The organism is Dehalobacter sp. 12DCB1 (assembly GCF_004343605.1).
In the GTDB taxonomy this organism is placed as follows: domain Bacteria; phylum Bacillota; class Desulfitobacteriia; order Desulfitobacteriales; family Syntrophobotulaceae; genus Dehalobacter.
Genome location: NZ_POSF01000011.1, coordinates 291,595 through 305,133, shown reverse-complemented (window position 1 = coordinate 305,133; position 13,539 = coordinate 291,595). Strand labels below are relative to the sequence as shown.

The window sequence follows — 13,539 nt, the reverse complement described above, 5'->3', positions numbered from 1 at the left end:
TTTAGGATTACTCGTTTTTTGTGGTTACTCCACTATGATATGATGAGCCAAAGAGCTCAGATCCGTTCGACCCGGACGCCGGCATCGTGGTCGTTCAGGTTTACCTTGGTCAGATCTGCGGTACCTGATGTTTTTTCGATGCTTTCAGCAAGCGTTTCAACTCTGATGTATTCCTGATAGCTTTGAATTGCGCTTGTAACTTCGTCATCCCCGTCAAAATAGATCCGGATCCGGTCCATCATTTCGAAATCATTGCTCTTGCGCATTTGCTGGACTTTGGAAACAAGCTCTCTGGCCAGACCTTCGTCGAGAAGCTCTCTGGTCAGCGTGGTATCAAGAATAACAAACAGGTTGTTTTCCATTGTGACCGTGAATCCTTCTTTGGCTGAAATCGACACGATGACATAGTCCTTGACGATATTTAGCTGTTCTGCGTCGACATCAACTGAAAGTAATTCTCCGGCCTCCAGAGCAGCTGCAGCTTTCGAGGCCTCCAGACTTTCCAGTGCTTTGCCGAGGAGTTTAATTTTCGAGCCAAAGACGGGTCCGGCGACTTTAAAGTTAGGCTTTAGACTGAAATTCATAAAATCGCTTAAGTTGTTCGCAAAAATAACTTCTTTTACATTGAGCTCTTCTTGGATCAGTGGAATCAAATCCGCGATCAGGACTTCATATTTTCCGTCGACCAGGATTTGCTGGATCGGCTGACGGACTTTGATCCTGACCTGTTCCCGGGCTGATCTGCCGAGGGTGACTAAATTCCTAACCAAATCCATTCTGTTTTCGACGTTCTCATTGATCATAGTCGAGACATATTCCGGATAATCTGTCAGGTGGACCGAAGTCCCGCCGGTCAGGTTACGGTAGATTTCTTCCGCCAGATAAGGAGCGAACGGTGCTGAGATTTTAGCGATGCCGACCAGGATCTCATACGTGGTGTTATAGACGGCCTTCTTGTCGTCCGACAGTCCGGAATCCCAGAATCTGCGGCGGGAGCGCCGAATATACCAGTTGGAGAGATCCTCGCTGACAAATTCCTGTATTTTTCGGACCGCTTTGGTCAGATCATAGACAGCCAGATTGGTTTCAACGTCGTTCAGCAGGGCGTGATATTTAGAGAGGATCCACCTGTCTAGCTCCGGCCGCTTTTTGTATTCGATAAAGAAATCTCTTGGGTCAACTTCATCGGTATTCGCATAGAGCACAAAAAAGGTATAGACGTTGCGGAGTGTTCCGAAGAACTTGCTCTGAACTTCCTTGAGGCCTTCGATGTCAAAGCGTTTAGGTGTCCAGGCCGGAGATACATAAAGCAAATACCATCTGAGCGTATCGGCACCGTACCGGTCAAACAGTTCAAACGGATCTACTGTGTTGCCTTTGGATTTAGACATTTTCTGTCCCTGTTTGTCTAAAACGAGATCGTTGACCAGAACCCGCTTATACGGCGAACGGCCCATCACGAAGGTCGAAATCGCGAGCAGTGAGTAGAACCAGCCGCGGGTTTGGTCAATCCCTTCGCAGATAAAATCTGCCGGGAACAGTTCATGAAAGTTCTCTTTGTTTTCAAATGGATAATGATGCTGAGCATAAGGCATCGCACCGCTGTCAAACCAGCAGTCGATCACTTCACTGACCCGGGTCATCGGTTTGCCGCACTTCTCACAGCGGATATGAACGTCATCGACGTAAGGTCGGTGCAGTTCGATGGTTTCATCAATCTTTTCGATTGCTTTTTCCACAAGTTCTTTGCGGGAGCCGACCGAAGCGGTATGGCCGCATCCGCAACGCCAGATATTTAAAGGAGTCCCCCAGTAGCGGTTACGGGACAATGCCCAGTCATTGACATTTTCGAGCCAGTTGCCGAAACGTTTTTCACCGACAAAGTCGGGATACCATTCGACAGTTTTGTTATTAGCGACAAGCTGATCTTTCAGTTTGGTCATCGCAATGTACCAGCTCGGCTTGGCGTAGTACAGCAGGGGCGTCTGACAGCGCCAGCAGTGCGGGTAGTTATGCTCCATTTTTTCTTTCTTGAACAGTTTGCCTTCGGCATACAGCCACTTGATAATATCCAGATCGGCATCCATCACAAAGCTGTCTTTCCAAGGCGTTGCGATGAATTTGCCCGATTCATTCACTGGCTGAAAAACCGGCAGGTTATACCGTTTTCCGGTGTTATAGTCGTCCTCACCAAAAGCAGGTGCGGTATGGACGATCCCGGTACCGTCCTCTGTCGTGACATAATCGGCTGTCGTCACGAAGAAAGCTTTTTTGTCGGTGCTTAAAAACGGCATCAGCTGTTCATATTCCATATATTCAAGCTCAGTGCCTTTTAATTCCTGCAGGACTTCATAATCGTCGCCAAGTACTTTCGGCGCAAGCGTCTTTGATAAATAATAAATCTCATCATTGCTGCGGACTCTGACGTAGGTCTCAGCCGGGCTGACTGTGAGTGCCGCATTGGAGGGCAAGGTCCATGGTGTGGTCGTCCAGGCCAGGAAATACTCGTCAACTCCTTTGCGCTTAAATTTGGCGATGACGGTATTTGTTTTGATTTCTTTATAGCCCAGCGCGACTTCATGGGAAGCAAGTCCGGTTCCGCATCTAGAACAGTACGGAAGAATCTTGTGACCTTCGTACATGTAGCCTTCTTTGAAGAATTTGTCCAGAATCCACCAGACACTTTCGATATAATTGTTATCCAGGGTAATATACGGATGATCTAGATCAATCGAATAACCCATCCGGATCGTCATTTCGCGCCATTGCTTTTCATACGTAAACACTGAGTCACGGCATTTTTCATTGAACTGAGCAATCCCGTACGCTTCAATACCTTGTTTGTCGGAAAGATTCAGCTGTTTTTCAACTTCAATTTCTACCGGAAGTCCGTGCGTATCCCATCCAGCCTTCCGTTTGACCTGGAAACCTTTCATGTTTTGATACCGGCAGACGGAATCCTTCAGGGTTCTGGCCATGACATGGTGAATACCTGGCTTGCCGTTGGCCGTCGGCGGACCCTCATAAAATACAAACGGTTCTGCGCCTTCACGGTTTTCAATTGTCTTTTGCAGAATATCAATTGAATCCCAGTAATCCGATATTTGTTTTTCCCGTTCAGCAACAGGGTTTTCAGCTAAAGATTTGAACTTTTCCATAGAGATTCTCCTTTATCAATTCATTAATGATTGCTAGTTTAATTGTCAACCCTTAAGTTGTAATATAAAAAATTAAAAATCCCTAAGTATAAATAACTTAGGGACGACTAAACCGCGGTACCACCCTGATTATATGTCTGGGTACATGAAAATACGTCAAACACATCACTCTTGCCCGTTAACGCAGGGCAGGCGGAACTTCTTACTGGAACCCTGTTACTGATCATTTTACAAGACAAGGTATCATATTTCTGAAGTTCAGCTCCCGGGTGATCTTCACTTGAAAGTCAGCCGCAATTTCTCAGCATTCGATTGCTTTCTGTGGACTTTCTTTTAAGCTACTGTCCCATTCCTCGCTGTTTGATGCTTGAATTGTTTTCAAATTATATCTATTATATGACATCTCATGCAAAAATGCCAAGTACATCTTAAAAATTCTACGATGCATAAATTCAGCGCAAATGCAGGCGTAAAATATTAGGCTATTTCAATGTTCTAAGACAAGGTTGTCCTTCATATTCCTAATTATGGAAAGGAGGGGGTTGTCCTGTTTTCTTGGAAAAACCGTCTGAAAGCTGTTGGGGTCATTTTACTATTGGCGCTGCTTACATTTTCTGTTTACTTTTGTATTTCCAATGATAGTTTTCAGTATACCATAAAAATACTGTCCGAAAAAAGTTTCCCGTTTGAGCTTGTACTTCTGGAAGGCGCCCCGGGGATGTCTTATCCGGAACGAACCTATATCAGTGATACACGGAACTCTGCTGCAGGGATCGGAATGTATTTGCTGACCGGAGTCAACATATCTGATGCCCGGACGTATTTTTTAAGTTTCTATGCGCCTCCTTCCGAAGGGCCGACTTGGCTGGGCTGGGCCTATCATCCCAATGATCCTGAAATGGAGGGGCCGCTGCTCGAACCCCTTGATAATCCGTTCTATCATGACCCTGAACCGGTTAAAAGTGCGCAGGATGTCTTGGTAGGCATCTATCACACCCACAGTGCAGAGTCTTATTCGGGGGATGGCGGTGCAGACCGGGTAGCCGGAGGTGAAAACGGAGATATTGTGAAGATTGGACGGTTATTGTCAGAAAAATTGATCCAGGCCGGGATCAAGACCGTACATTCTGAAGAGGTAAATGATGCGGTTTATATCCAGTCCTACAATCATTCCTACCTTACAGCAAAAAAAATAATTGAAGAAAATCCGACGACTCGCCTGCTGATCGATCTCCACCGGGACGGGCTGCCTCCTCAGGTAGGAAAGGACACGATAAAGATTAATGGGCAAGAGTGCGCCAAGGTCATGATTGTGATCGGTCAGAAAAATCAAAATTGGGAAAAGAATGACGCAATTGCGCATGAGATTATTAAGATTGCGGAGGAAAAATATCCGGGACTGTTTTTCCCGAAAATCCGCTATGCTTCAGAGGCACGCTACAATCAGTACCTTACGGATGGAGCCATCCTGGTGGAAATAGGCAGTCAGTTAAATACGCTGGAGGAAGCACAGGCTGCGGCCGGTCCCATAGCCGAAGTATTGAAGGAATATCTCGGTAAATGATATAATTTGCAGAGAATGCATTGATGGGTAGATAGAAAGGTCCTTCAGCTTCATGATGACAAACAATCAAAAGATGATGAAAGCAGCCGGCTTCATGATGGCTGCCAACCTTGTTTCCAGGCTTCTCGGTTTCATCAGGGAGTCTCTGATGGCCGGATTGTTCGGAAAAACGGCAGCTACTGACGCGTATAATACGGCCTTTATCCTTCCGGACCTGCTGTACTGGTTATTGGTTGGAGGCGTGTTAAGTGCTGCCTTTATCCCTGTCCTATCCGAATATATTGCCAAAGGCAGGGAAAAAGAAGGATGGAAAGTCGTGAGCTCGGTAACCAATGCGACATTTCTTCTGCTCTGTATCCTGGTTATCGCGGGCATGCTGCTGACTCCGAAGTTTATTGAGCTTCAGGTGCCCGGATTCAGTCCGGCGAATAAGGAACTTACAATCTATCTTACCCGTATCCTGCTACTGCAGCCGGTCATTCTGGCTTTGAGCGGGATTACGATGGGCATCCTGAACTCGTACAAAATATTTTGGCCGTCCGCGTTGGGGACGGTCCTTTACAATGCCAGTATCATCCTATTTGGAGCGATTTGGGCTAATTCCGGTGAAGCCCGGAGTATCTCCGGTTTTGCGTTTGGGGTCGTCATCGGAGCTGCAGCTAATTTTCTTGTTCAGGTACCTTCCCTGCGAAAGGTTGGCTTCCGCTACTATCCAATGATCGATCTGAAACATCCCGGGGTCCGGAAGATTATGCTGTTGGCTGTCCCGATGATAATCATGTATACCTTGAATCAATTCCAGGTTATCGTGAATTCCAACCTCGGTTCCGCACTTGATCCGGGAAGCTTGACTGCGGTCTGGTACTCTTACCGTCTTTTCCAGGTCCCGGTCGGAATCTTCGCGTTGGCCATCGGTGTCGCTGTTTTCCCGACCTTAACAGAACAGGCGGCTCTGAAAAAGGCCAAAGATTTTCTCGAGACGATTTCGAGTGCAATCCGACTGATTATCTTTATTACAGTTCCGATATCCATTGGGATGGTCGTCCTGCGCTTCCCTTTGATCCGAGTTCTGTTCCAGCATGGTGAATTCAGCGCCGGGGATACGGATATCATGGCTGTACCACTGCTGTATTTTTCGCTTGGGATCACAGCTCAGGCTATTATTCAAATTCTGCCGCGTGCTTTTTATGCAATGCAGAACACCTGGATTCCGGTTATTCTTGGCCTCGTCGCCATGGCTGCCAGCATCATCTGGATGTATATTTTGGTCGGGCCTCTGGCTTGCGGAGGTTTGGCCCTTGCTGTAACCCTCGGAGCCATGATGCAGATGCTTTTGCTGTTTATTGTACTACGCCGTAAGCTTGGCAAAATTGATGGGCGCAGAATTGCAGCCGTGTTTAGTAAAACACTAGCAGCTGCTTTGGCCATGGCAGCTGTCGTCATGATTTGGGCGAATCTGCTCACCCTTTGGGTCGGAATTGGCAAAATTGGCTCGACAATCGTTTTAATCAGCGGAGCACTCGTCGGCATGCTCGCGTTTTTTATCGTTGCCCGTCTGCTGAAGATGGAGGAGTACAAAATGGCCATTGACATGCTGATAAAACGTCGTAAATAGAGGAGCAGAGGACAAAAGAAACGCTTCTGTCCTCCAGTATCCCGGAGCCGCCTTGCTTTTCAAGGCGGTAATTTGTTATAATGATGTGCTGGTATTATATTCAGGGAGAGAAGAATATCCATGGCAAACGCTTCATCCAAAATTAGGAATTTTTCAATCATTGCCCATATCGATCACGGCAAATCTACCCTTGCTGATCGACTGATTGAGTATACTGGAACCATGTCCACCCGGGAACTTAAGGAGCAGGTTCTCGACTCCATGGATTTGGAACGGGAGCGTGGGATCACTATCAAACTGCAGGCAGTCCGTTTACGCTACAAGGCGAAAGATGGAGAGGTCTATGAGCTGAATCTGATTGATACTCCCGGGCATGTTGACTTTTCTTACGAAGTTTCCCGGAGTTTGGCTGCCTGCGAAGGGGCCTTGTTAGTCGTCGATGCAGCACAGGGTATTGAGGCACAGACCCTCGCTAATGTCTATCTTGCTTTGGAAAATGACCTGGAGATCATTCCTGTTATTAATAAAATTGATCTGCCAAGCGCAGAACCTGACAGAGTCAAACAGGAGATTGAAGATGTGATTGGGATTGATGCGAGTGAGGCGATCCTCGCATCGGCCAAAATGGGGATTGGGGTCGAAGAGATCCTGGAAGCGATTGTTAAGAGAATTTCTCCGCCGAAGGGCGATGATGAAGAACCCTTGAAGTCGCTGATTTTTGACTCGAAGTTTGATTCCTATAAAGGTGCGATCCCTTATATCCGATTATTTGACGGCAAAGTCTCCAAAGGTACGAGCATCAAGATGATGTCCACCGGAAAAATGTTTGAAATTACCGAAGTTGGTGTTTTTACACCCGGGATGACGATTGTTGAAGAACTAAGGGCAGGCCAGGTTGGCTATATCGCAGGTAGTATTAAGAATGTCGGAGATACTCGCGTTGGGGATACCGTGACGGATAACGACCATCCGGCTGCAGAACCGTTGCCGGGTTATCGCAAAGCGGTGTCGATGGTTTTTTGCGGCCTTTATCCGGTTGAAACTTCCGACTTTGACAGGCTGAAGGATGCGCTGGAAAAACTTCAGCTGAATGATGCGAGTTTAATGTATGAAAATGAAACGTCCGCGGCGCTGGGTTTTGGTTTCCGCTGTGGGTTCCTGGGTCTCCTGCATATGGAAATCATTCAGGAGAGACTTGAGCGGGAATTTGGCCTCAGCATCATTACAACTGCACCGAGCGTTGTTTATAAAGTGAATACCACAGCCAAGGAACAGATCTTCATTGATAACCCTGCGCTTCTGCCGTCTGAAGGAAAGATCGAATCGATTGAAGAACCTGTGGTTAAGGCTACGATTATGGTACCATCCGAGTATGTAGGTACCATCATGGAACTGAACCAGGAGAAAAGGGGTACGTTCCTGAACATGGACTATATCACCGCCTCCCGGGTAAGCCTATATTATGAGCTTCCGTTAAGCGAAATCGTTTACGATTACTTCGATCAGCTTAAATCCCGAACCAAAGGGTATGCGTCTTTGGACTATGAACTGATCGGATATAAGGAAGCGAATCTTGTGAAACTTGATATCATGCTGAACGCTGAAATTGTAGATGCACTTTCCTTTATTGTCCACAAAGATAAAGCATATTCCCGTGGGCGCAGGCTTGTCGAAAAACTGCGTGGCCTGATTCCGCGGCAGATGTTTGAAATCCCTGTCCAGGCTGTCATCGGGACCAAGGTCATTGCTAGAGAGAATATCCGGGCCATGCGTAAGGATGTTCTAGCTAAATGTTACGGCGGTGACATTTCCCGGAAACGCAAACTACTGGAAAAACAAAAAGAAGGCAAGAAACGCATGAAACAAGTCGGCAACGTGGAAATACCCCAGGACGCTTTCATGGCAGTGCTCAAAATGGACGATTGATTTTTGATTTGAATCGCATTTGACCCTAGGCATCTCTCCTGCGCCGCCACCGTGCTTTGCTTGGCGCTCACCATCCCATTACGGTGACTCAGTCTGCAGCCGGAGAATGTAAAATGTTAAAGATCGCTGTATTAGGTGATTAGGTATGACTTCTTTATATGTTCATGTTCCGTTTTGCGTAAAAAAATGTTCCTACTGCGCATTCTATTCGGTTCCTTATACTGTGCCCATTATCGCGGACAGTAGAATATCCGGTGGTGCAGATAGGGCTGACCATAGGTTATTATCAGACCCGGCCTCAGATTTGGTCTCCGTCTATTTGTGCGGACTGGAGCGGGAGCTTGAGTTGCGAGCTAAGGAAGCCTCCCAAGGGGTTTCTTCTCTTTTTATTGGAGGCGGAACGCCCACAGTTCTGGATGTCACTCAGCTTGAACGACTGCTCAGTTTGATTTGTCGGTATTATTTTAAGGCCCCGAACCGGACAGACTCGACAGACATATCCGATCCGTTAAGGAATCCCCTTATCCATACTTCCTGGACCGGTCAAGTCATAGAAAAAACAATTGAGTGTAATCCCGGCACACTCGACCGAGAAAAATTGATGCTCTGCCGAACGTACGGAATCAACCGGATATCGCTCGGCGCTCAGAGCTTTAATGACCGCCTGCTGAAAAGTATCGACAGAATCCATACCGCGGAAGATATTCACAGGAGCGTCGCCCTTGTCAGACAATCGGGGATAGACAACCTGAATCTTGACCTGATTTTTGGACTTCCAGGACAGAAAATGGGACATTGGCAGGATACACTCCGCCAGGCCATTACGTTGTCGCCGGAACACCTTTCACTCTATGCACTTACGCTTGAGGAAGATACCCCACTGCATAAAGAATATGCATGCAGTCAGGCAGGCAGTTCGGACTGCAAAGAAACCTTGGATGACTCGAACAGCCGGAGACGCCTGAATCGTCTGCCGGATGACGACTTACAAGCTGATATGTACGAATGGGCGGTTTCTTATCTTCAAAGCTTCGGTTATGGCCGCTATGAAGTTTCCAACTTTGCGAGGCCTGGTTTTGAATGCAAACATAACCAGTCTTATTGGCGAGGGCAGGATTATATCGGTCTTGGACCGGGGGCAGTTTCGTGTCTGCACAACGCTAGAACCAGGAATAGGGAGGATATCGCGGGGTATGCGCGGATACTGGAATCAGGACTAAGGCCTCTGGACCCCTCGGCAAACGAAGTGCTGACCAGAGAACAGAAGATCTCCGAATTTATGATGCTGGGGCTGCGGATGGCGGACGGAATTGACATCGCAGAATTTGCCGCCAAATTTCAAACCGAAATTCAGGATATTTATGGACGAATTTTGCAAAACTATATCGATAAGGATATTTTCTTGCTTGCCGAAGGTAGATTGAAAATTAATCCTGCCTGTTTTTTCGTTCTCAACGCGGTTCTGGTGGATTTTATGCTGTAGTTGAATTGTATACTATTCGATGATGATTCCTCTTGACATTATTTTACCTTCATGCTAAATTATGTTCAGATGATTAGCACTCACCTTGATAGAGTGCTAACAAATCAATCGGAGGTGGCACTTTGATGGAAATGGATGAAAGAAAACACAAGATTTTAAAAGCGATTGTGCAGGACTATATTGCCACCGCGGAGCCCGTCGGTTCCAGAACCATTTCCAAAAAGTTTGAGCTGGGGGTGTCTCCGGCGACGATCCGCAATGAGATGGCAGATCTCGAAGAGTTGGGACTTATTGAACAGCCCCATACATCTGCAGGAAGAATTCCTTCCGACTCGGGCTATCGCTATTATGTCGATTATTTGATGGACCCTTTAAGTCTGAACCACGATGAAAAGAAAAATATCAACCAGGAGATCACCAGCAGACTCAGCGAAGTGCAGGAAGTCATCGAATACACCGGAAAGCTTATTTCCCAGGTGACGAACCTGACTAGTATTGTACTTGGACCAAAAAGCCGAAACGGTATTCTGAAGAATTTGCATTTTCTTCCCTACGAGCAAGGGAAGGCTATCATGGTAACCGTAAAAGAGAATGGTTCAGTAGAGAATAATATTGTCGATATCGGTCCGGATACAAGCCCGGAGGAACTTCAGGTTCTGGCGAATCTCTTTAACCAGAAAATGAGCGGAACTAGGGTACAGGATCTGAAAAAAGGCCTGATCAACGAAATATACAGTGAGCTCTCCAGAAAACGCCGCATTATTGATGGAATGATGGGTATTCTGGAAAGAATGTTTGATGATAAGGATGGAGAGTCTGAAGAACGGGTCTACCTTGGCGGGACATTAAATATGCTTGATCAGCCTGAATTCAGGGATATCAATAAAGTTCGAAGTCTCTTTTCCGTATTTGAGGAGAACAATAAGCTGAAGGAGCTTCTAAGTCATGATCAAAAGGGATTAAGTATCATGATCGGAGCGGAAAATGCTGACCAGGTATTTAAAAACTGCAGTATTATATCTGCAACCTACCAGATTAACGGGAAACAGATTGGTTCAGTAGGCGTTTTGGGTCCAACCAGAATGGATTACGGCAAAGCGATCGCGATTGTAGACTATATGACAAACAGTTTGACCGAATTGCTGACGGAGAGGCACCGGAGGACCCGGACTTAGATCAAGAAGGGAGGCAACTGCGTGAACAAAGAAAAAACAAATCAAGCGTCTGCAAACGCTCAGGAAGATAAAGAAAACCAGAACATCGGGCAGGAGAGTGAAGAATGCCTGACTGAGGACATTGATTCTATCGATCATTTGCAGCGCCTGCGTGAGGAAATTGAAGAGCATAAGTCCAAAGCGGAAGACTATTATACCCAAATGCAAAGACTGAAAGCTGAATTTGACAATTTCCGCAAAAGAACCCAGAAGGAAAAAGAAGACACTGCCCGGTATGCTTCGGAAAAAGTTATTCATTCCCTGCTGCCGGTCCTGGATAATTTTGAAAGAGCGATTGTTTCCAGTCAAAAAAACAACGATTTTGAGGCGTTATCCCAGGGTGTCGAAATGATCGAAAGAATGTTTCTGAAAGTCCTGGAAGATGAGGGGCTCAAAATTATTGAAACAGTCGGCCAGGAATTTGATCCAAATCTCCATGAAGCCCTGCTGAAAGAAGAATCTGACCAGCCGGAGAATATGATTCTGGAAGAATTCCAAAAGGGATATTATCTGAAGGATAAAGTGATCAGGCCCAGCCGGGTCAAAGTTTCAGGCTGATCGTGTTAAGCTAAATCTCAGTCTGATCAAAGAGCATATAAGTTGAAAGAAACAAAAAATACGATATGAGAATTTGCAAGGAGGAAATCAAATGGGTAAAGTAATCGGTATTGACTTAGGAACCACTAACTCTTGTGTTGCAGTGCTTGAAGGCGGCGAACCTGTTGTAATCCCGAATCCTGAAGGAGCGCGCATTACCCCTTCAGTCGTCGGCTTCTCCAAGAATGGCGAGAAACTGGTAGGGCAGGTGGCCAAACGCCAGGCTGTTTCCAATCCGGACAATACGGTTAGTTCGATTAAGCGTCATATGGGCACGAACTATAAAGTGACTTTGATGGATAAATCCTATACACCGCAGGAAGTATCTGCGATGATTCTGCAGAAACTCAAAGCTGATGCGGAAGCTTATCTGGGGTCTTCAGTCACCCAGGCTGTCATCACCGTTCCGGCGTATTTTACTGATGCCCAGCGTCAGGCTACCAAAGATGCCGGCACGATCGCCGGTCTCGAAGTTCTGCGTATTATCAACGAGCCTACTGCAGCAGCACTGGCTTATGGACTTGACAAAGAGCATGATCAGACCGTACTTGTTTACGACCTTGGCGGCGGAACATTTGACGTCTCAATTCTCGAACTGAGTCAGGGAATGGTCGAAGTGAAAGCGACTAACGGGAATAACCTTCTTGGCGGTGATGACTTTGACCAGCGTTTAATGGATTACATTATTGCCGAATTTAAAAAGAGCAATGGTGTTGATCTTGCCAAAGACCGGATGGCCCTGCAGCGTCTGAAGGAAGCCGCTGAAAAAGCCAAAATTGAGCTTTCCGGTGTCGCCCAGACGAATATTAATCTGCCGTTTATCACGATGTCCGCTGAAGGACCGCTTCATCTGGATATGAATATCACGCGCGCCAAATTTGAAGAGCTTGTAGCAGACTTGATCGAAAAAACAATGGGACCTACCCGTCAGGCTATGGAAGACGCCAAGCTTTCCTTCAATGAAATTGATCAGGTCATTCTTGTCGGGGGATCCAGCAGAATCCCGGCAGTCCAGGAGGCCATTAAGAGAATCAGCGGCAAGGAACCGCATAAAGGTGTTAATCCGGATGAAGTCGTTGCGCTCGGCGCGGCTATCCAGGGCGGGGTCTTGGCTGGTGAAATGAAAGATATTGTTCTAGTCGACGTTGCTCCGCTTTCCCTCGGAATTGAGACCCTGGGCGGCGTATTCACCAGGATCATTGACCGGAATACGACCATTCCGACTACCAAATCCCAGGTTTTCTCCACTGCAGCCGACAGCCAGACTTCGGTAGATATCCATGTGCTTCAGGGTGAGCGCGAAATGGCTGCTTACAATAAGACACTCGGCCGCTTCCAACTTTCCGGAATTCCGCCTGCCCCAAGAGGTGTACCGCAGATCGAAGTCAAATTTGACATTGATGTAAACGGTATTGTACACGTTTCGGCGAAAGATATGGCAACCGGTAACGAACAGAAGGTAACCATTACCGCTTCAACCGGCTTAAGCAAAGACGAAATCGAAAAGATGCGTCAGGATGCCGAGGCCAATGCTGAGAAAGACAAACAGGCAAGGGAACTGATTGATGCCAGAAACCAAGCAGATTCACTCGCGTACCAGGCTGAAAAGACCCTGAAGGACTTCGAAGGCAAAGGCGACACCGCCGAACGGGATGCGATCAAGAAGGCTGCTGAAGAACTTAGAGCTACGACAGGCAGCGATAATGTTCAGGAAATTAATGCAAGATCCGAAGCACTGACCAAAATCCTGTATCCGTTTGTGGAAAAAATGTATCAGCAGCAGGGAGCACCCGGTGCAGGTCCACAGGGACCGGGCGCTGGACCAAACCCAGGTCAGCAGGATACCGGAGCCGGCAAGGCAGATGACAATGTTGTCGATGCTGAATATACCGAAGTGGACAAGGATAAATAAACAGAATCAGTATGAATCAGATAATTGTTTGATCGATTGATTATGAAGAGTCCGCAGATAATAACGATAT

Annotated in this window: 8 protein-coding genes and 1 other annotated feature; of the genes, 7 read left to right on the top strand and 1 reads right to left on the bottom strand. The window is 46.8% G+C overall.

Annotation, left to right across the window (positions count from 1 at the left end):
- Positions 1–56: 56 nt before the first annotated feature.
- Positions 57–3,158, bottom strand: coding sequence for an isoleucine--tRNA ligase (ileS, locus tag C1I38_RS05000; RefSeq protein WP_119776017.1), 3,102 nt, complete (start codon positions 3,156–3,158; stop codon positions 57–59).
- Positions 3,159–3,254: 96 nt separating this feature from the next.
- Positions 3,255–3,521, bottom strand: a binding site (T-box leader).
- 232 nt (positions 3,522–3,753) lie between these two features.
- On the opposite strand from ileS, the gene C1I38_RS04995 reads away from it, so the two are divergent.
- The 7 genes from C1I38_RS04995 to dnaK all read left to right on the top strand — a co-directional run bounded on the left by C1I38_RS04995 (position 3,754) and on the right by dnaK (position 13,469).
- Positions 3,754–4,722 carry a stage II sporulation protein P gene (locus tag C1I38_RS04995; protein WP_119776019.1) on the top strand — a complete coding sequence of 323 codons (969 nt, stop codon included), beginning with the start codon at positions 3,754–3,756 and terminating at the stop codon, positions 4,720–4,722.
- Between the two features lie 55 nt (positions 4,723–4,777).
- The gene (murJ, locus tag C1I38_RS04990; RefSeq protein ID WP_026156277.1) at positions 4,778–6,337 is read left to right on the top strand and encodes a murein biosynthesis integral membrane protein MurJ; all 1,560 of its coding nucleotides are present in this window, start codon (positions 4,778–4,780) and stop codon (positions 6,335–6,337) included.
- A 120-nt stretch (positions 6,338–6,457) separates the two neighbouring features.
- The gene (gene lepA / locus C1I38_RS04985; RefSeq protein WP_020491480.1) at positions 6,458–8,263 is read left to right on the top strand and encodes a translation elongation factor 4; all 1,806 of its coding nucleotides are present in this window, start codon (positions 6,458–6,460) and stop codon (positions 8,261–8,263) included.
- 145 nt (positions 8,264–8,408) lie between these two features.
- Complete coding sequence (gene hemW, locus C1I38_RS04980) at positions 8,409–9,746, top strand: radical SAM family heme chaperone HemW (RefSeq protein ID WP_119776021.1); 1,338 nt, start codon at positions 8,409–8,411, stop codon at positions 9,744–9,746.
- A 125-nt stretch (positions 9,747–9,871) separates the two neighbouring features.
- Positions 9,872–10,921 carry a heat-inducible transcriptional repressor HrcA gene (gene hrcA, locus C1I38_RS04975; protein WP_020491482.1) on the top strand — a complete coding sequence of 350 codons (1,050 nt, stop codon included), beginning with the start codon at positions 9,872–9,874 and terminating at the stop codon, positions 10,919–10,921.
- Positions 10,922–10,942: 21 nt separating this feature from the next.
- Positions 10,943–11,518 (top strand): nucleotide exchange factor GrpE, encoded by a 576-nt coding sequence (gene grpE, locus C1I38_RS04970; protein ID WP_119776022.1) that lies wholly within the window; start codon positions 10,943–10,945, stop codon positions 11,516–11,518.
- 91 nt (positions 11,519–11,609) lie between these two features.
- Entirely contained in the window at positions 11,610–13,469 is a 1,860-nt protein-coding gene (gene dnaK, locus C1I38_RS04965; protein WP_119776024.1) for a molecular chaperone DnaK, read from the top strand.
- The last annotated feature ends 70 nt before the right edge of the window (positions 13,470–13,539 follow it).

Bases quoted from the DNA above. Each gene is read 5' to 3' on its own strand.
- ileS (WP_119776017.1), bottom strand. From the start codon at position 3,158: ATGGAAAAGTTCAAATCTTTAGCTGAAAACCCTGTTGCTGAACGGGAA.
- murJ (WP_026156277.1), top strand. From the start codon at position 4,778: ATGACAAACAATCAAAAGATGATGAAAGCAGCCGGCTTCATGATGGCT.
- lepA (WP_020491480.1), top strand. From the start codon at position 6,458: ATGGCAAACGCTTCATCCAAAATTAGGAATTTTTCAATCATTGCCCAT.
- hemW (WP_119776021.1), top strand. From the start codon at position 8,409: ATGACTTCTTTATATGTTCATGTTCCGTTTTGCGTAAAAAAATGTTCC.
- hrcA (WP_020491482.1), top strand. From the start codon at position 9,872: ATGGAAATGGATGAAAGAAAACACAAGATTTTAAAAGCGATTGTGCAG.
- dnaK (WP_119776024.1), top strand. From the start codon at position 11,610: ATGGGTAAAGTAATCGGTATTGACTTAGGAACCACTAACTCTTGTGTT.